The sequence below is a fragment of the Pedobacter sp. genome (genome assembly GCF_040513095.1).
Lineage (GTDB): Bacteria > Bacteroidota > Bacteroidia > Sphingobacteriales > Sphingobacteriaceae > Pedobacter.
In genome coordinates, this window is record NZ_JBEVDX010000047.1 from 1 (window position 1) to 18182 (window position 18182).

Annotated in this window: 18 protein-coding genes and 1 pseudogene; 4 read left to right on the forward strand and 15 right to left on the reverse strand. The window is 42.6% G+C overall.

What is annotated here, in order from left to right; genetic code table 11:
- Both ABWY16_RS07075 and ABWY16_RS07080 read right to left on the reverse strand, forming a co-directional pair.
- A partial coding sequence (locus tag ABWY16_RS07075; RefSeq protein WP_353903947.1) for a heavy metal translocating P-type ATPase occupies positions 1-1471 on the reverse strand: 1471 nt, incomplete at its 3' end.
- Between the two features lie 289 nt (positions 1472-1760).
- A complete protein-coding gene (locus ABWY16_RS07080) occupies positions 1761-2321 on the reverse strand; it encodes a pyridoxamine 5'-phosphate oxidase family protein (protein ID WP_353903948.1) in 561 nt (186 codons plus the stop codon).
- A 153-nt stretch (positions 2322-2474) separates the two neighbouring features.
- Between ABWY16_RS07080 and ABWY16_RS07085 the strand changes: the two genes are divergently transcribed.
- A complete protein-coding gene (locus ABWY16_RS07085) occupies positions 2475-2756 on the forward strand; it encodes a hypothetical protein (protein ID WP_353903949.1) in 282 nt (93 codons plus the stop codon).
- 203 nt (positions 2757-2959) lie between these two features.
- On the opposite strand, the gene ABWY16_RS07090 is transcribed toward ABWY16_RS07085, so the two are convergent.
- Positions 2960-3844, reverse strand: a complete 885-nt coding sequence (locus ABWY16_RS07090) for a polyphosphate kinase 2 family protein (protein WP_353903950.1) — start codon at positions 3842-3844, stop codon at positions 2960-2962.
- A 200-nt stretch (positions 3845-4044) separates the two neighbouring features.
- Between ABWY16_RS07090 and ABWY16_RS07095 the strand changes: the two genes are divergently transcribed.
- Positions 4045-6492, forward strand: coding sequence for a transglycosylase domain-containing protein (locus tag ABWY16_RS07095; protein ID WP_353903951.1), 2448 nt, complete (start codon positions 4045-4047; stop codon positions 6490-6492).
- Positions 6493-6581: 89 nt separating this feature from the next.
- On the opposite strand, the gene ABWY16_RS07100 is transcribed toward ABWY16_RS07095, so the two are convergent.
- Entirely contained in the window at positions 6582-6932 is a 351-nt protein-coding gene (locus ABWY16_RS07100; protein ID WP_353903952.1) for a GIY-YIG nuclease family protein, read from the reverse strand.
- Between the two features lie 134 nt (positions 6933-7066).
- Between ABWY16_RS07100 and ABWY16_RS07105 the strand changes: the two genes are divergently transcribed.
- On the forward strand, positions 7067-7843 hold the full coding sequence (locus ABWY16_RS07105) for an XRE family transcriptional regulator (RefSeq protein WP_353903953.1): 777 nt from the start codon (positions 7067-7069) through the stop codon (positions 7841-7843).
- Positions 7844-7964: 121 nt separating this feature from the next.
- Positions 7965-8348: a DUF4890 domain-containing protein gene (locus tag ABWY16_RS07110; RefSeq protein WP_353903954.1), complete on the forward strand. Its 384-nt coding sequence runs from the start codon at positions 7965-7967 to the stop codon at positions 8346-8348.
- Positions 8349-8478: 130 nt separating this feature from the next.
- Here the strand turns inward: ABWY16_RS07110 and rplT are convergent, their stop codons facing one another.
- The 11 genes and pseudogenes from rplT to ABWY16_RS07165 all read right to left on the reverse strand — a co-directional run.
- On the reverse strand, positions 8479-8823 hold the full coding sequence (rplT, locus tag ABWY16_RS07115) for a 50S ribosomal protein L20 (RefSeq protein ID WP_037439531.1): 345 nt from the start codon (positions 8821-8823) through the stop codon (positions 8479-8481).
- 74 nt (positions 8824-8897) lie between these two features.
- Positions 8898-9098, reverse strand: coding sequence for a 50S ribosomal protein L35 (gene rpmI, locus ABWY16_RS07120; RefSeq protein WP_041887185.1), 201 nt, complete (start codon positions 9096-9098; stop codon positions 8898-8900).
- Between the two features lie 28 nt (positions 9099-9126).
- Entirely contained in the window at positions 9127-9696 is a 570-nt protein-coding gene (infC, locus tag ABWY16_RS07125) for a translation initiation factor IF-3 (RefSeq protein WP_090555863.1), read from the reverse strand.
- Positions 9697-9709: 13 nt separating this feature from the next.
- Positions 9710-11635: a threonine--tRNA ligase gene (gene thrS, locus ABWY16_RS07130; RefSeq protein ID WP_353903955.1), complete on the reverse strand. Its 1926-nt coding sequence runs from the start codon at positions 11633-11635 to the stop codon at positions 9710-9712.
- Between the two features lie 109 nt (positions 11636-11744).
- Positions 11745-12437: a ribose-5-phosphate isomerase RpiA gene (gene rpiA / locus ABWY16_RS07135; RefSeq protein WP_353903956.1), complete on the reverse strand. Its 693-nt coding sequence runs from the start codon at positions 12435-12437 to the stop codon at positions 11745-11747.
- A 323-nt stretch (positions 12438-12760) separates the two neighbouring features.
- Positions 12761-13789, reverse strand: coding sequence for a hemin-degrading factor (locus ABWY16_RS07140; protein ID WP_353903957.1), 1029 nt, complete (start codon positions 13787-13789; stop codon positions 12761-12763).
- 56 nt (positions 13790-13845) lie between these two features.
- On the reverse strand, positions 13846-14634 hold the full coding sequence (locus ABWY16_RS07145; protein WP_353903958.1) for a heme ABC transporter ATP-binding protein: 789 nt from the start codon (positions 14632-14634) through the stop codon (positions 13846-13848).
- Between the two features lie 2 nt (positions 14635-14636).
- Positions 14637-15683 (reverse strand): FecCD family ABC transporter permease, encoded by a 1047-nt coding sequence (locus tag ABWY16_RS07150; RefSeq protein ID WP_353903959.1) that lies wholly within the window; start codon positions 15681-15683, stop codon positions 14637-14639.
- A complete protein-coding gene (locus tag ABWY16_RS07155) occupies positions 15680-16537 on the reverse strand; it encodes a heme/hemin ABC transporter substrate-binding protein (protein WP_353903960.1) in 858 nt (285 codons plus the stop codon). The genes ABWY16_RS07150 and ABWY16_RS07155 overlap by 4 nt, the downstream gene beginning before the upstream one ends.
- 113 nt (positions 16538-16650) lie before the next feature.
- On the reverse strand, positions 16651-17727 hold the full coding sequence (locus ABWY16_RS07160; protein WP_353903961.1) for an HmuY family protein: 1077 nt from the start codon (positions 17725-17727) through the stop codon (positions 16651-16653).
- Positions 17728-17754: 27 nt separating this feature from the next.
- Positions 17755-18182 (reverse strand): annotated as a pseudogene (locus ABWY16_RS07165) (TonB-dependent receptor); the annotation flags it as partial.

An 18182-nucleotide genomic window follows, 5' to 3' on the forward strand; every position in this document is an offset into this window, starting at 1 on the left:
AACTGACTTCTGAGGCCGTTATTGATTGCTTTTTGATATAATTAACCACCGCATTTGCGAGTGGATGTTCCGAATGTTGTTCCAATGCAAGCAGAATGCCTGTGAGGTGGTCTTTATTTATCTGATGAGCTGATGCCCAGCTGATCGCTGTTAGTGTCGGACGTCCCTCTGTAAGTGTCCCGGTTTTATCCAGCACAATTGTGTTTACCTTATAGCCTGTTTCCAGGGCTTCAGCATCTTTTATCAGTACCCCATTTTCTGCGCCTTTGCCCATCCCTACCATAACCGCTGTTGGCGTAGCAAGTCCAAGCGCACAGGGACACGCGATAACCAGAACTGTAACCATTGCCATCAGTCCCTGACTCAGCTTATAATCGCCGCCAAATAATAACCAGGCGCCCAGCGTAAGCACTGCAATAAAGAGCACAACAGGTACAAATATACCGGCAATTTTATCCACTAACTTTTGTACCGGGGCTTTTGATCCCTGCGCTTCCTGCACCTGTTTAATAATTTGTGCCAGCAGTGTTGCACCGCCGACCTTTTCTGCATGGAACCTGAAGCTTCCTTTCTGATTGATCGTTCCTGCATAAACGTTATCACCTGATTCTTTCAATATTGCAACCGGTTCACCGGAGATCATACTTTCATCTACGTAAGAACTTCCGCTGAATAATACTCCATCCACAGGAACTTTGTCTCCCGGTTTAACTACTAAAAGGTCACCGGTTTTTACAGCCGATATTTCGATCTCTTCTTCGCCGGAAGGTCCGATCATAAATACGGTTTTAGGCTGAAGGCCGATCAGTTTTTTGATGGCTGATGAAGTATTTGATTTGGCGCGCTCTTCGAGCAGTTTACCCAGCATGATGAAGACAATCACAACTGCTGCTGCTTCATAATATACATGCGGGTGCATGCCTTTGCTATGCCAGTATTCGTGGTAGAAAGTATTAAATACGCTGAAAAGATAAGATATACCGGTGCTTAAAGCTACAAGGCTGTCCATGTTAGCCCTCTGATGCCGCGCCTGTTTGAACGCGTTAATGAAGAAGCTTTTGCCAAACACAAACAATACCGGCGTAGTAAACACAAGCATATAGTAATTCGCATAGGGTATATTCATAAAAAACATACCGATGATCACTACCGGGAGGGTAAGTGCGGCAGCCATAAGCGTTCTCTTTTTTAACGCGGTATAACTGTCTGCCTGTGCCTCTTGCTGTTTCTCTTCAGCATTTACAGTATCTACAATAAGGTCGTATCCTGCACCTTGCAGGGCCTGACGGAATGTTGCCGGCTGGATTATCTCGGGCTGATACACGACCTTAACCTGCTGTGTGGCGTAATTGACCTCAGCTGTTTCTATGCCCTGCTGCGCAGCCAGTACTGACTGGACGCTTGAAGCGCATCCTGCACATGACATGCCTAATACCGGTAAAGAAATTGTTTGAAGATCTGAAGCTGACATCTTATTGTTTTATATAACAAAGATAGGATGTCAGCTATCTAAAGATTTACATCCTACTGTTATCTTTTTACATAATCTGACCCCGAAATCAAAATAGATCCTACAATTATAAGAATAGTTTACTTTCTATAAAACACATGGCCGCAGCGATTGATATGATAGTAGATTGCTATTGACGTTTATGCTTGAATAACCTTAGTTATACATCAAATGCAAATAAAAATGCATCAAAAAGCCGGTACTCCCTGAAGGAAATACCGGCTTTGATGATGATTTAAAGATAAAATAATTAGAAATCAAGATTACCTTCTACAGAATCATCCATGGTTTTGCCGGTAACAACGGAAGCCGCCATTTTAGCAAAAGCAACCATATCTCCGTGTTTATTGTCCCAGTAATACACATTGGTAGGTACTACTTTCAGGAGGCTGATATTAAAATCATCCTTACCACCCTGAAACCAGACTTTTAATAAGGGTTTCCACAATTCGTCAATTTTTTCCTGATCGGTACTGATCTCTGTAATCCCATAAATATTCAGGAAGCCCGAATTGGTAGATTCCTGGAAAAACAGGTGAGTAAATGGATCAGCTGCAATTTCGGCATTTTTGGTACTATCTTTCATGCTCATAAACCACAGATTCCCTTCATCGTCTACATCAAGCACTGCCATAGGTCTTACTGACACTGGCAGGCCAGTTTTGATATTTGTACAAAAGAAACAGTTTTCGGCCTTGGTAGCGATATGTTTTAATTTTTCGAGCGCCTCTTTGCCTTCTAAAGTTTTGATATGCTCGTCTGTCGGTTGCGTGTTGTTTGAACTGTCACGCGAGTTTTCATTGTTTTCCATAATTTCATTTGGTAGATGAACTAGCTGAACACTTTGTAGGATATATTGTTTTCACTAATCATTTAATGCTCTACAAATCAGGTACTAAAGTCCCCAATAACACTCACAGCCGATTACCTTCAAACAATCGACCACAATTGCGGTTAAAGCATTATGGACGTATTTAACATTAAAATTGGCTTTGGACAGAATGAATTGACGCTCACTATTCTGCCAACTGATGAAGGACAGTATAAAATCATATATTATGGTGGTGTCCTTGGAGCAATTCGCCTGGAAGCTGATAACGAAACCTGGGAAAAGGTGCCGGACGATGAACTGGAAGCAGGTGACCTGCCTTTTTACAGACATGACCTGAAGGCAGACCGGCTCGATATTATACTGGATGATGCTACTGTAGGAAGGATTGGAGAAGAAATAAACTCACATATATAAAAAACCCCTCTACCAAATGGTAAAAGGGGCTCAAAACACACACTATTTTATATAAATTTATTATAAAATGCCGTCAAAGCATCATACATTTATATTGTCACAAATATCTTACCATTAATAGAACTAAGTTATCTCACATGAAATGAATAACTTATAAAGTGTATTTCATCTGTCACTGAGCATATTAAAGAAATGGCAGTATATCACTTTCCTTCTGCAAGCAGCTGTTTTTTGTATTCTTCCAGCTTTGCCATTTCCTCTTCCGGCAGTTCCGGATACTGAAGGTTAAGTTCGCTGAAGGTTTGCTCCAGGATCTGACTGATAGCCAGTCGCGCATACCATTTTTTATCTGCGGGAATAATATACCATGGCGCCCGTTCAGTAGATGTTTCTGTAATCGCCTCTTCATAAGCCGACATATAATCCTTCCATAATCCCCGTTCAGTAATATCCGCAGACGAGAACTTCCAGTTTTTCGAAGGATCATTGATCCGGTCCAGGAAACGCTCTTTTTGGGTTTCTTCGGAAACGTTGAGGAAAAACTTGAGAATAACTGTACCGTTCTCGGCCAGGTGTTTCTCAAAATTACGGATGCTCTCATAACGTGCTTTCCAAAAGCTCTTTCCGATCTTTTTCACATCCTTGTATCCCGGAATGCGCTCATTGAGGATATATTCAGGATGAACTTTACAAACGAGCACGTTTTCATAGTGAGAGCGGTTATGGATACCGATTCTTCCCCGCTGTGGAAGGGCCAGGGAATGCCGCCATAAAAAATCATGCTCATATTCATTTGCCGTCGGTGTTTTAAAACTAAATACCTGGCAACCCTGAGGGTTAAGGCCAGACATCACATGCGATATCGCACTATCCTTTCCGGCCGCATCCATCGCCTGGAAAATGATCAGTACCGAATGGGCATCTTCTGCGTATAAAGTTTCCTGATATTTACTTAGTTTTTCTTTGACAACTTCCAGCGTGGCTTTGCCAACTTCCTTATCAATATCACCGGTATAATTTGTGCTGTACTCTTTCAGTTTAATTTTCTGTCCCGGGGTCGCTAAAAAGCGATTTGGATCTTTGCTCATTACCTTGTGTTTTAAAAACCATTTATAGGATAGGCTTGTTTAATCTGCTTAAATACAGGCAGTTTTATAACCTGAAGCCGATGAAAGGCAACGTATTTCAGAATGGCTAAAATTTTAGTGAATTATTTGCGTTAATTTGCACTGAGTGTTTAACAAGAATATCACAAGAACTGTTTTACAAAATTTTTTGACCCTATCAAATGTTTAAAGAGATCCATAATAAATACCTCCGATATATATCCATATTTATCTATAGTATTATCATCTTTTTTTGTGCACTGCAGCTCAATTTCCTCTGGCTCTTCGGTTATTCACCATCTATTCACGATATCAAAATGCCTACCCTCAGCGTGGGCTCTGAACTTTACACATCCGATGGTAAACTGATTGGAAGGTATTATAAGGAGAACCGTACTCCTGTTGATTTCAAGCAAATTTCGCCAAGTGTAATCAATGCACTGGTTGCTACAGAGGACGTACGTTTTTATAAGCATATAGGGATTGACTTCCGCTCCCTCTTATCCAGCGGGATCTCTACTGCAACAGGCGATAAGCGTGGTGCAAGTACCATTACCCAGCAGCTGGCAAAGAACATGTACCGTACAAGGTACAATAAGTCGCAGGGCTTTATAAGACACATTCCTGTTGTCCGCACTATCGTTTCCAAACTAAAGGAATGGATGACAGCTGTAAAACTTGAATCCAATTATTCTAAAAACGACATTATCACAATGTACCTCAATACGGTATCTTTTGGTAACAACACCTACGGTATCAAGACAGCCGCCAGGATCTATTTTGATAAACAGACTGATTCATTAACTGTTCCTGAATCAGCGATGCTGGTAGGGATGCTCAAAGGAACCTCTACGTATAACCCTGTACGTTATCCTGAGCGGGCACTCGAAAGAAGAAACGTTTCACTTTCGCAGATGAACAAATATGGCTACATCACCGATCAGCAGCTTAATGAATTCAAAAGCCTGCCCCTCGACCTGAAAGAAGGGAGAGTAGACGAAGGCAGTGACGGTGATTCTTATCTGAGGGCAGCTGTATCCAAGTATCTTGAAAAATGGTGTAAAGACAACCGTTATGATCTGTATGAAGACGGATTGAAAATCTATACCACCATTGATTCCAAACTGCAGAAATATGCCGAAGAAGCTGTAGCAGAACAGATGAGAATCATTCAGAAAAGGTTTTATAATGTCTGGGGCAACGAAGATCCATGGCAGGATTCCGAAAAACATAAAGTTGATTACCCGGGACGGGCGATGCATAACCTTCCCATTTATGCCATGCTGGAGAAGAAATATGCCAATAACCCGGATTCGATCACAGCTTATTTCAATAAGAAGAAGAAAATGAAGATCTTCTCTTACAAAGGAGACCGCGATACTCTTTTCTCTACAATGGATTCTATCCGTTACTATGGAAAGATCATGAATACGGGAATGATGACCCTTGACCCCTTTACAGGAAAGATTAAAGTATGGGTTGGTGGCGTAGATCATAAATTCTTTAAATACGACCACGTTAACCAGGCAAAAAGACAGGCCGGATCTACGTTTAAACCTTTTGCATACCTCGCTGCATTTGAAAGCGGCATGAGCCCTTGTGATACCTTTACAGATAAACCTGTAAAGATCAAATACGAAGAGAATGGCAAGACCGAGTATTGGGAGCCAAGAAATGCCGACTGGAATACAACTTACCGCGAGATGTCCCTGCGTACCGCAATGGGACGTTCTGTAAATACCGTAACAGCACAGGTTACAGAAAAAGTAGGCTGGGATAACGTAGTGAAATGGGCACATGAATGCGGTATTGACAGTCATTTACAATCCGTACCATCTGTGAGTTTAGGTCCGAACGATGTCTCTGTATACGAAATGGTGCGGGCTTATGGTACTTTTCTGAACAAAGGCGTTAGAACAGATCCTATTCTGGTAGAGAAAATCACTGACCAGGACAATACCGTCATTGAAGATTTTGTTGCTAAAACAAAGCGTGTACTCTCAGAAGAAATTGCATGGCTGATGCTCTACATGTTCAGAGGTGGAATGGAAGAGCCGGGTGGAACATCACAGGCCCTATGGGAATGGGATCTCTGGAAGAAAAACAACCAGATAGGTGGTAAAACCGGAACCTCTTCAGATTATGTGGATGCATGGTACATGGGTATTACCAAAGATCTGGTAACAGGTGTATGGGTTGGCTGTGATGAGCGTTCAGCACACTTTAAAAACGGTGAAACCGGTGAAGGTTCACGTACAGCCTTGCCCATTTTCGCTAAGTTCATGGAAAAGGTTTACCATGATCAGAGCACAGGTTATACTTATGGGCCTTTCCCGAAAGCTACTGTACCGATAACCAGAAGTATCAACTGCCCTACTCCTTCCTATGCTGTGGATACCGCAGTTACGGATAGTGTAGTAACAGACTCAGTTAATGTTGCTCCGGCAACTGAAGGAGAAGCCACACAGGAAAAACAGGAAGAGGTAAAACCTGAAGAGAAAAAGGCTGCTGAACCCGCTCCAAAACAATTGCCGCCAGTACCACTCACCCGTAAGGAAGAACGGGAGCTGAGAAGAAAGCAACGTCAGGAAGAAAAGGAAAGAAAGAAAAACGAGAACAACGCGAATTAAGAGAGATCCGCATTCAACATTTATAAAGGCCAGCCGGAACTCAAAAACCGGCCGGCCTTTTTTTATTTGTGGTTCTCATATGCGTATAACTATGACATAATTGCCAGTGGCATTTTCACTTGTGTGGGTATAGGCCTGTTCATGGTGATATGCTCAAAGTCAAGACCAATGGTAAGGTCAATCCAATCCGGGTTACACGAACGTACGAGACGCTCTTTCTGCATCCTGGTAAAACGGCTGATCAGCTTAAAACGGCTCAGTGCCTGGATCTCGGTTTTGAACTCCTCAAAATAAACAAGGCGGGTTAGCTGCTGGGCATTGTCAAAAAACAGGCTTGGCATCTGTTTATAAAAATCAAGCGTCTTGATTAAATCGGCGCTCATTCCAACGTGTAAACTGGTACGGTTTCTATCGGTTACGATGTAGACAAATTTTTTCATTGCTTTCAGCTTTAATTATTACCACTAATTAAATTAGTATATATATTTGCAGTACGAATAAATATTACTAACTTTATTGGTACAATAATACTAACTATTTTAGTAGAAACAAATTATTTTTAATCTTTTATTTTATGTCGAATATTTCCAGCAATCTCAAATACTTAAGAAAGAAAAAAGGCCATACACAGCAGCAATTCGCTGATTTGATGGAGATTAAAAGATCTCTTGTCGGTGCCTATGAAGAAGACAGGGCAGAACCTAAATACGACTTACTAAAAAGAATAGCAGAATACTTTGAACTGACCATTGATGAGTTTATCAATGAAACAGTCAATGATAAGTGGAAACTCAAGTTAAAAAGCCAGGGATCCAACCTCAGGATACTCAGTATTTCTGTGGATCACAACGATAATGAGAACATTGAAATGGTTCCGGTAAAAGCAAGTGCAGGTTACCTGAACGGATTTGCTGATCCTGAATATATCAAAGAGCTGCCGAAATTCCAGCTTCCCCTGCCTACCCTGAAACAGGGTACCTTCAGGGCGTTTGAAATTGTGGGTGACTCGATGCTGCCGATCCAGCCGGGAAGTGTGATCATCGGTGAGTATATGGACAACTGGAACGATATTAAAACCGGCGAGACCTATGTGATCGTCAGCAAAAATGAAGGTGTGGTTTATAAACGTGCCGGCAACCGCTTTAAAGAAAATAAAGAACTGAAACTGGTATCAGATAACAAAATGTACGATCCTTACCTGGTTGCTGCTGATGACATCCTGGAGATCTGGAAAGCAAAAGCCTACATCAGCTCTACCCTGCCTGATCCTGCGCCAGAGCCAACTATAGAAACCCTGACCAATATGATGTCCCAAATGCAGAAATCGCTGTCACAGATGAATAAAAATTAATATTTCATATTCAGATTAAACCGTTCAGCTGTTTTACACTCCAATTGATGAAACAACAGAAACAAAATGACCATGGTCAATCCCCCCGGGGCAGATCATGGTAAATCCAGACAAATAAAATATGAAGAAATTATTTTTGACACTCGCTATTGCTGTAATGGGATTAACTGCAAGTTATGCACAAACCGCAGCACACAAAGACAAAGCTACTCCTGCGCAGAAGGCAGAAAAAAGCACGGAGAAACTTCAAAAAGAACTTTCACTGACTGCTGATCAGAAAAAGAAAGTTTATGCCGTAGAGCTTGATAAATTCCAGAAAGCGGAAACATTGCATAAATCCAGCCATGAGGCTAAAGCGGCTCATAAGGAAAAGCAAAAGGCAATAAAAAAAGAGACAGAAGCTAAACTGGATAATATTCTGAACGCTGAGCAGAAGAAAAAGCTGAATGCCATCCACGCAGAGAAAAAAGCAAAAAAAGATAAAATGAAAGCTGGTAAAGCTTAATCCTATAAACAAACAGAAAGACCGGCCCTCAGTAAAACGAAGAGCCGGTCTTTTTTTTAGGCTGGAATTCCTATGCAGCAAAAAAGGCTACCTCGTAAGAGATAGCCTTTTCAATTGTTATTAGTTATTTCTATTTAACTGTATCAATCACAGCTTTGAAAGCCTCCGGGTGATTCATAGCTAAATCAGCTAATACTTTACGGTTTAAACCGATGTTTTTAGTAGCTAATTTACCAATCAGCTGAGAGTAAGAAATACCGTGTTGACGAGCTCCAGCGTTGATACGTTGAATCCATAAACCGCGGAATTCTCTTTTCTTAACTTTACGGTCACGGTATGCATACTGCAAACCTTTCTCAACCGTATTTTTTGCTACAGTGAATACTTTACTTCTAGATCCCCAATAGCCTTTGGCCATATTAAGGACTTTTTTCCGTCTTCTTCTCGAAGCTACTGCGTTTACCGAACGTGGCATAGTGTTGTTGTTTTTTGATAAACGGTGTTGCGTATTTCAGCAAACTTACTACCGGGTACCTGGTTAAAAATTAATTATTTACCGATAGCAAGCATACGCTTAACGTTGCCCATATCAGCAGCTGACACCATTGAGGTGTGACCTAAATTACGCTTACGTTTAGTAGACATTTTTGTTAAAATGTGACTTTTGTATGCGTTCTTTCTAGCGATTTTACCGGTTCCAGTAAGCGAAAAACGCTTTTTAGCACTGGAATTGGTTTTCATTTTTGGCATAACCTGTGTTATTATTTATGTAATTTATTTATTTTTTTACAACTTTCGGAGCAAGCGTCAGGAACATACGTTTACCTTCTAACTTCGGCAACAACTCTACCTTTCCTATATCTTCCAAAGCCTGTGCAAACTTAAGCAAAAGAATTTCTCCCTGCTCTTTGTAAACGATTGCCCTACCCTTGAAATGTACGTATGCTCTCACTTTTTCGCCACTTTCCAAAAAACTCTGCGCATGTTTCAGTTTGAACTGAAAATCATGGTCATTTGTGTTAGGACCGAAACGGATCTCCTTAATTACTGTTTGTTTAGCATTTGCCTTAATCTCTTTCTGCTTTTTCTTTTGTTCGTAAACGAACTTGCTGTAATCGATTATTCTACAAACCGGAGGCACTGCATTAGGTGATATTTCTACCAGATCCAACTCCAGTTCATCGGCAAGGGCTAAAGCTTTTGCCAAAGGATAAATCCCTGGTTCAACATTATCTCCAGCTAACCTGACCTCCTGGGCCCTGATAAACTGATTAATATTATGTTCTGCTTCTTTTTTCTTAAAAGGAGGACGTGGTCCCCTGTTAAATCCTGGTCTGCCTAATGCCAAATTTATATACTATTTAAACTGTTATTTCTTTAATTAATAATTCTCTGAACGCCTCGATAGTCATCTCACCTAAATCACCCTCTCCATGCTTCCTTACCGATAATTTGCCTTCTGCCATTTCCTTTTCACCAATTATCAGCATGTAAGGCGTCTTTTTAACCTCTGCGTCCCTGATCTTCCTTCCGATCTTCTCATCGCGAAAGTCAATCAAACCGCGAATATCGGAATTATTTAGTTCATCTGAAACTTTTTTCGCATAATCTTCATACTTTTCTGAAATAGGAAGGATGATAAATTGTTCCGGAGAAAGCCATAATGGAAAATTACCTGCACAATGTTCAATCAAAACAGCAACAAAACGCTCCAGTGAACCAAACGGTGCCCTGTGGATCATTACCGGTCTGTGTTTCTGGTTATCACTACCAGTGTATTCCAGCTCAAAACGTTCCGGCAGGTTATAGTCTACCTGGATTGTTCCCAGCTGCCATCTCCGGCCCAGTGCGTCCTTCACCATGAAATCCAGTTTCGGACCATAAAAAGCCGCCTCACCCAGTTCTACTACAGTAGCTAATCCTTTTTCAGCAGCAGCTTCAATGATGGCGTCTTCTGCAAGTTTCCAGTTTTCATCTGTCCCGATATATTTAGATTTGTTTTCAGGATCCCTCAATGATACCTGTGCAGTATAATCATTAAAACCTAATGATTTAAACACATAGAGAACCAGATCAATCACCTTTTTAAACTCTTCTTTTACCTGGTCAGGACGGCAGAACAAGTGGGCATCATCCTGAGTAAAGCCACGAACCCTTGTCAGGCCGTGCATTTCTCCGCTTTGCTCATAACGGTAAACCGTACCAAATTCAGCAAAACGTAACGGAAGATCTTTGTAAGAACGCGGTTTAACTTTATAAATCTCACAATGGTGAGGGCAGTTCATGGGTTTAAGCAGGAACTCCTCTCCTTCCTGAGGGGTCTTAATCGACTGGAATGAATCTTTACCATATTTATCCCAGTGACCTGATGTTACATATAAATTCTTATGGCCGATGTGTGGTGTAATCACCTGCTCGTATCCGGCTTTCCCCTGTGCTTTTGTTAAGAAGCTTACCAGGCGCTCGCGAAGGGCAGTTCCCTTAGGCAACCATAAAGGCAAACCCAGTCCTACCTTCTCTGAAAAAGCAAACAACTCCAGTTCTTTACCCAACTTCCTGTGGTCGCGTTTTTTTGCTTCCTCAATCATCAGTAAATATTCTGTCAGTTCACTCGCTTTCGGAAAAGTAACCCCATAAATTCTTGTGAGCTGTTTTTTAGTCTCATCACCTCTCCAGTATGCTCCGGCAACATTCATCAGCTTGACAGCCTTAACAAAGCCTGTGTTCGGTATATGCGGTCCACGGCAGAGATCTGTGAAAGCACCCTGTTTATAAAAGGTAATCTTTCCATCTTCCAGTCCCTGCAGCAGGTCAAGTTTATATTCATCTCCCTTTTCAGTGAAATAGTTGACCGCATCAGCTTTAGAAACGCTGGTACGCTCAAATACTTCTTTTTGCTTGGCCAGTTCCATGAACTTGGTCTCAATCGCCTTGAAGTCATCCGAAGAAAACTCATGGTCTCCAAAATCCACATCGTAATAAAATCCTGTTTCAATAGCAGGGCCGATGCCGAATTTTGTTCCTGGATAAAGTGCTTCCAGCGCCTCTGCCATAATGTGGGCGGAAGAATGCCAGAAAGTGGCTTTACCTGCAGTGTCATTCCAGGTGAGCAGTTTTACGGAAGAATCTTTTTCTATTGGCCGGGATGAATCCCAGACTTCGCCGTTTACTTCGGCTGCGAGAACGTTACGTGCCAATCCTTCAGAAATGGATAGAGCAATCTGATGGGCAGTTATCCCATTTTCGTACGGACGGACCGAGCCATCCGGTAAAGTAATGTTAATCATCTACAACTATGATTTATATGTGAATAAATTGATATACTTAATAATCACTTACAAGGTGATCTTTATACTGCAAAGATAAGGATTTAAGAAAGAACCGGAGAAACGAATTTTATTTTGTGTAAGTAGTCGCCTCAGTTCCCTGTCCAACAATCACCACTGCTGCAAGATTAACGAAGAGGCCGTGCGCAAGGATACCTTCAATCTGGTTCAGTTTTTCAGATAATGATGCCGGATCGGCGATCAGGCCAAAGTCTGCATCCACAATAAGGTTGTGGTTGTCAGTGATAAACTGCTGCCCGTTTTTCATCCTCACAGCACCTGTACCGCCCAGTTTTGCCATTGCACGCAATACATAGTTAAGCGCAAGCGGCACAATCTCAACGGGTACTTTAAATTTCCCCAGCTGGTCTACTTTTTTTGCCGCATCGGCAATGATGATTTCTTTTTTGGTCAGGGAAGCCACAATTTTTTCTCTGAAATGTGCCCCACCCCCACCTTTAATCAGGTTCAGGTTTTCATCAAACTCATCTGCCCCGTCAATGGTAACGTCTATATATTCAACGGAGTTCATGTCCAGCAGTTCTATCCCCAGTGAGGTTGCCAGGGATGCTGTATGTTCAGAAGTTGGCACTCCTTTCAGCTTCCATCCTTTTTTAACAAGTTCCGCAACTTCGAGAATTGCATAATAAGCTGTAGAGCCGGTGCCCAGACCTACAATATCATTGTCACTAATATATTTTACAGCTTCGCGTGCAGCAACCTGCTTTTCAAGATCTTTTGTATTTGTTGGTTCCTTATCCAAAATATAAAACTTAAATGGTGAGTAATGCGGTTAGGCGCTCTAAAATTAAACAAAATTAATAAACCGCATATCAAATCTTCTCCATTAAGTCTATTATAAAATTATGATACTTATAACAGCTATATAATATATGTATACACTGTTCGTGCACTGCTTTGTATTGCCGGTCTTTTGCACCCGTATCCGATGCATGTTGAGAGGGTGTTGGAAGCAAAAATTATGCTTCCAACACCCTCTCAACATGCATCGAATACGCTTCCAATATACGTCCAATATGCGCCTAATACCGAACAGTGCACGAACAGTGTACGAACAACGAAGCTTTAAAGCATAACCGCCAACTCATTCACCATTAACCGCCAGTGCTCATTTTCAGGAATTCCCGGCTTGCGTTTACCAAAAAACTGAACAATGATTGTACCCTCTGCATCGAACACTTCGATACTGGTAACAATCCCGTCCTCGGTAGGCTTCTTAACCAGCCATACCGAAGCAATGCCATCCTCACGCAAATGCATGTTAAAATCAGGATCAAGCACGTTGAACCATGGACCAGCCTGCACAAGTTTCTTTACAGGGCCTGTATGGATCTGGATACAACCTTTGTTACCCGTAAAAACCATGATTTCCAGGTCTGTATCTGATGCTTTATGGAAAATAGCTTTCAGTGATTCGTAAGAAATTTGTACTGCATGGCCCTCAGGCGCTAAACGCAGCCCCTGTGTTCTGGTTACGCCAAATTTACGAAGCAAACCATGGAATGCGTGTGTGTCTTTCAGCTTAAGCCATTTTTCCCGGAAAGCTGCTGCATCAATCTCTGCATCCGGTTTCTCTTCTGCGAGCGTGGTATCTTTTACAATCTCCAGCTCAGCATGCTGATCTTCTGCTGCAAAATTATGCACGAGGGTCTCATATGCAGCCAGGTCGCTGGTTTCGCCCAGGTAAATCTTATGAATAGCCTCTCCGTCTTTTGCAAAAAACTGCAGGCTTTTACGTCCGGCTTCATCTACAGCAAAAGCTGAAGACCAGGCCGACATGAAGAGACGCAGATCAATATCAGGATTTACTGCCAGACCCATTGGCCCTGAGAAAGAAAGGTTACTGTATACACCTTTACGTTCATGCACACAAAAATCATTGCGGGTCAGCGCCATCACTTTGCCCAGTGGTTCTACCGCTTTAAGGATTTCAGGAAACTCATTTCTCAAACGGGTAACAGAGGTACCTGCCGCAGTGGATAGTAATTCTGCTTCAGTTGTACCCAATTGTTTTGCAGCATCCCTGATTCTTACTTTTGGATTTTCAATTTTGAAAGCGTCCCACTGGCTTTTCAGTTCTATGATTTCACTCATCTTATTTATTCTTTAAATGGTATAATTCAGTAAATATTTTAATTCTTTCAATTCCTTTACAGCTCATGCTGAATCATTGCAGGAATGACCAGGGGACAACTGTATCCTTCACAAGCCATCAGTTTCACATTGATACTGAATGTTTCGTGAATGTTCTCGCAGCTGATCACCTCAAGAGGTGTGCCCATTGCCACCTTTCTTCCATCTTTTAACATCAGGATCTTATCCGCAAAGCGGGATGCAAAATTAATATCATGCAATATACAGATAACACAATATCCCTTGTCGGCCAGCCGCCGTGCCAGTTCCATCATCTGCTGCTGGTATAACAGATCAAGCCCATTGGTCGGTTCATCCAGGAACAGGCAGGCATCCGGGCAATCATATACCTGCGCCAGTACACGCGCCAGCTGCACCCGCTGCTGTTCCCCGCCGGAGAGGGTATTGTAATCCCTGCCTGAAAGATGTGAAATACCTGTTTCTTCCATCACCAAACGCACTACTTCTGTATCACGTGCAGCGGGAACCTGTTCAAAATGCGGGTACCTGCCCATCATCACCAGTTCGTTCACAATAAAAGAAACAGATATAGTGTTTTGCTGTGAAAGTACTGCACGCTGTTTGGCCAGCTCAGGCAGCGTATACTGCTGCAAATTCTTAGCCCTGAAAATAATATGTCCGTGACCTGGTATTATCTCCCGGCAAAGCAGTTTCATCAGCGTACTTTTCCCCGCACCATTGGCGCCGAGAATAGCCAGTAACTCGCCAGACTGAGCTTCAAAGCTCAGCCGGTGCAGCAGTTCTTTTTTACCTACGCGGTAACTCAGTTCATTTACCTCTATCATACTTATATTTTATTTTTATTACGCTCGGTAATGATAATATACAAAAATACAGGTGTCCCGATCAGTGCTGTCAGAATCCCGATAGGCAGTTCTGCCGGTACAACAATTGTTCTGGCCATTAAGTCTGCCAGAGTTAAGAGTACCGCCCCCAATATAGCAGAACCCGGGATCACCAGCCTGTGATCAGCTGTAAAAGTCATTCTAATAATATGCGGAACAATAAGGCCGATAAAGCCAATGGTGCCTGCCACAGCTACAGAAGCTCCCACAGCTACAGTAGCCAGAACAATAATTATCCTTTTGAGATTGCGGACATCAATTCCCATATGCAGTGCCTCGGCATCTCCCAGGGCCAATGCATTCAGGGATTTAGCCATCAGCGGCAAACCCGCTACCGGAATCAGGATAAAAGGCAGCAGGCCTGTTACCGTCTCCCAGCTGGCACCGCCTAAACTACCCAGACTCCAGAATGTAATTGTTCGCAACTGCTCGTCTGTAGCCATATAGGTAAGCAAACCTGTAAATGCACCGGCAAGCGCATTGATAGCTATACCTGATAAAAGCAAGGTGGTAGTTACTGTCCTGCCGTTTCTTACAGACAGCCTGTAAACAATGGTGGTAGTAATGCAGGCGCCAATGAATGCAGCTAGAGATAAGGCATAGAACCCAATCACACCGCTGAGCGATTTGAATAGCCCTACTTCGAGCACGATCATTAAAACTGCAAATAATGTAGCACCGGATGAGATACCTATTAAACCTGGTTCTGCCAGGGGGTTCCTGAACAGGCCCTGCACTGCAGCACCCGATATGCCAAGCCCTGCCCCAATGAGCACACCCAGGAATACCCTGGGCAACCTGATATTCAGCAGTACCGCAGCCTGCTGGGGTTTAAAACCTTCTTGTGCAGACAGGCCCGTCTGGTTTCCAAGGATGGCAAGCAGTTCAGGAACACTGATCTTCAGCGCCCCGATACAGGCCGAAAAGACCATCGTTGCGATCAGGAGGACCAGCATAGAAATCAGGATATATCCGGTTTTTCTGATCACTTTATTTTTGCTGCTAGTTCCTGAATGGCAATTCCCAGACGCGGACCAAAACTGCTTAGCAGTTCTCCGTCCATGCTGATAATTTTGTTATTTTTACCGGCATTGGTTTGTCTAACACCCTGTACTTTTGCTAAACCGGCAGCACCGCCAAGACTTTGCAGGCCACTGTCAAACAGTAAAATAATATCAGGATTAGCTTTCACCAGCGCCTCGGCAGTTAAAGGTTTGTAATCTGCAAACTCAGATACTGCGTTCACACCCCCAGCAAGCGCAATAGCCTTATCAATAGCAGTACCGGTTCCGCCTACCATCATTGTTCCGGTACCGCGGGCATAAATAAATAAAACCTTTGGTTTTTTTGCGTTAGCAGCTACAGGCGGTATCTTTGCCAGGTCGGCTTCCAGTACTTTAACCAAAGAATCACCTTTTGCCACAGCATGTAAACTGTCAGCCAGTAAGTGAATCAGTTTTTTAGTACCCTCAACAGAGTAATCCTGATCTACCAGCAGCAGTTTTACGCCGGCAGCTTTAAACTGGGCGGCCAATACAGGCGTCACTTCTTTTTTAAGGCCAATGATCAGGTCTGGCTGTAAAGCCATCACACCCTCGGCATTGATATTTTTGTTATGGCCAACTTTGGGCTTTGCTTTCATGCTTTCAGGATAATTACTGGTTATATCCGTTCCTGCAATATTTTTCTCCAGGCCAATGCCGGCCAGCACCTCAGAAACTGATCCATTCAGGGAAACAATCTTTGTACTATCGGGTAAAGTAGCCGCAGCTTCTTTTGTATTATTGTTACAGGCACCGAGGCTTAAAGCAAGGAATGCCAGTGGTATAATGTTTAATTTCATCTGTTTATATAATTTTTTTTTCAATGTTAAATGGAACCTCAGCTGGTTAAAATGAAAAAAGGCGGCTTCCGTTAGCACGCGGAAGCCAGCCTTGCACAACAAACTAACCAAGTTTAGGCCTTTTTAACCAGTTTATATTCGATAACCGGTTTACCACGTACCCCGCTGTCCGTGGCACTGAAACTGATAAATTTCAGTTTGTATACATTTCCTGCACCATCCTTAACCAGGTAAAAACGATCTGTTTTTACCCCAACAGTGCCTGTCGTTGCTCTCCAGTTTGATCCAATCACATCTCTTGTTGCCAGGAAAGTGATTCCACTAAGGTTTGTTTCAGTAAAATTTGCATAGGTCACAGTGCTGTTTGCAGCAGTTCCTGAAAATATAACTTCAGCAGCAGTTACACCTCCTACAAAATTGATAAGTACAAAATCTGAGTAGATATAAGGTAATGTGGTTCCTGCTCTGTAAGTTGACAATCCCCATTCAATATCCCACGCTGCCTTTTCAGGCTCCACGTTAACCGCACCTGTTGCGAATGAAACGTATTTAAAGTTGAAGGCAGCATCTTTTGCTATATTCAGTGTTTTAAAGGTAGTTTCAGTGATTTTTGCATACTGCAAGGTGTAACCGCTGGCATTGCGGATCACACGGATTTTTTGCCATCCCCTGTTACCAGTGATTCCAGCTGCGCCGCGGTTTACAATGTAAACTTTATTCTCCGCCTCAGTCGCTGAAACTGCCTGTATAACCGTCCCTGCTAAATACTCAGTTGTATTTCCTGCAACCGGATCGATAATGCCAAATGTTCCCAATCCCTGTCCGACAGCCAGAGTTGCCGATGCGGCCAGCGCAGTTGTATCTGCAGCAGTCACATCATTTAAATTGTTTTTGGTAGTGATTATTGCAGTAGCACCTACACTATGGTTAAGGATTACCCTATAGTCTGTACCAGAGTAAAAGCCTAAATCCCATGATGCCCGTGCTGCCGATGTTTGTTTATCGGTACTGAAGTCTACAAACACGCTATTTCCAGCGCTCGCACCGTCTTCAGTTCCGATAAGGCCGTTCAATGTCAGCGTACTTCCGTCTGACGGTGGTACGGTAACAATTGGATCTTCATCTTTGCTGCAAGCAGCAAGAGCTGCTGTGAAACATAGTAAGGTAATGATCTTAGTAAATTTGTTCATGATGTGTTAGGATATGTTATAAATCAATTATTTGTTAAAATTAAAACTGAGACCAAGCACGTAAGAGCGACCGTAATTCAGGGGCACCATTCCTCCGGTGCTGTGCGCAGCTGTAGTTACAGTGGCCGAATTGCTGAGCATCTTGGTATCAAACAGATTTTTCACACCTGCATTTAAAGTAAGTGACTCCAGAATTCTCTGAGTAAACATCAGGTCGGCCGTACTGTATGAGCCAACTTTCGCCAGTCTCACCTGTTCAAGATTGTCCAGCGTAGCGAGTTCATAGGTAGGTCTTTTACCGGTATACTTGAAAGCCAGATTTGCAGTTGTACCAGTTTTGCGGAAGCTGTAGGTCAGATTAGAATTTACTTCGGGCGACCATACAAATTCCGGTGATTCCCCATATTGTTCTACAGATTCACTGTACTGGTTATAAGTACCGATATAAGAGAAGC

Coding starts and splice junctions, on each gene's coding strand:
- ABWY16_RS07080 (WP_353903948.1), bottom strand. CDS start 2,321: ATGGAAAACAATGAAAACTCGCGTGACAGTTCAAACAACACGCAACCG.
- ABWY16_RS07085 (WP_353903949.1), top strand. CDS start 2,475: ATGGACGTATTTAACATTAAAATTGGCTTTGGACAGAATGAATTGACG.
- ABWY16_RS07090 (WP_353903950.1), bottom strand. CDS start 3,844: ATGAGCAAAGATCCAAATCGCTTTTTAGCGACCCCGGGACAGAAAATT.
- ABWY16_RS07095 (WP_353903951.1), top strand. CDS start 4,045: ATGTTTAAAGAGATCCATAATAAATACCTCCGATATATATCCATATTT.
- ABWY16_RS07100 (WP_353903952.1), bottom strand. CDS start 6,932: ATGAAAAAATTTGTCTACATCGTAACCGATAGAAACCGTACCAGTTTA.
- ABWY16_RS07105 (WP_353903953.1), top strand. CDS start 7,067: ATGTCGAATATTTCCAGCAATCTCAAATACTTAAGAAAGAAAAAAGGC.
- ABWY16_RS07110 (WP_353903954.1), top strand. CDS start 7,965: ATGAAGAAATTATTTTTGACACTCGCTATTGCTGTAATGGGATTAACT.
- rplT (WP_037439531.1), bottom strand. CDS start 8,823: ATGCCACGTTCGGTAAACGCAGTAGCTTCGAGAAGAAGACGGAAAAAA.
- rpmI (WP_041887185.1), bottom strand. CDS start 9,098: ATGCCAAAAATGAAAACCAATTCCAGTGCTAAAAAGCGTTTTTCGCTT.
- thrS (WP_353903955.1), bottom strand. CDS start 11,635: ATGATTAACATTACTTTACCGGATGGCTCGGTCCGTCCGTACGAAAAT.
- ABWY16_RS07140 (WP_353903957.1), bottom strand. CDS start 13,789: ATGAGTGAAATCATAGAACTGAAAAGCCAGTGGGACGCTTTCAAAATT.
- ABWY16_RS07145 (WP_353903958.1), bottom strand. CDS start 14,634: ATGATAGAGGTAAATGAACTGAGTTACCGCGTAGGTAAAAAAGAACTG.
- ABWY16_RS07155 (WP_353903960.1), bottom strand. CDS start 16,537: ATGAAATTAAACATTATACCACTGGCATTCCTTGCTTTAAGCCTCGGT.
- ABWY16_RS07160 (WP_353903961.1), bottom strand. CDS start 17,727: ATGAACAAATTTACTAAGATCATTACCTTACTATGTTTCACAGCAGCT.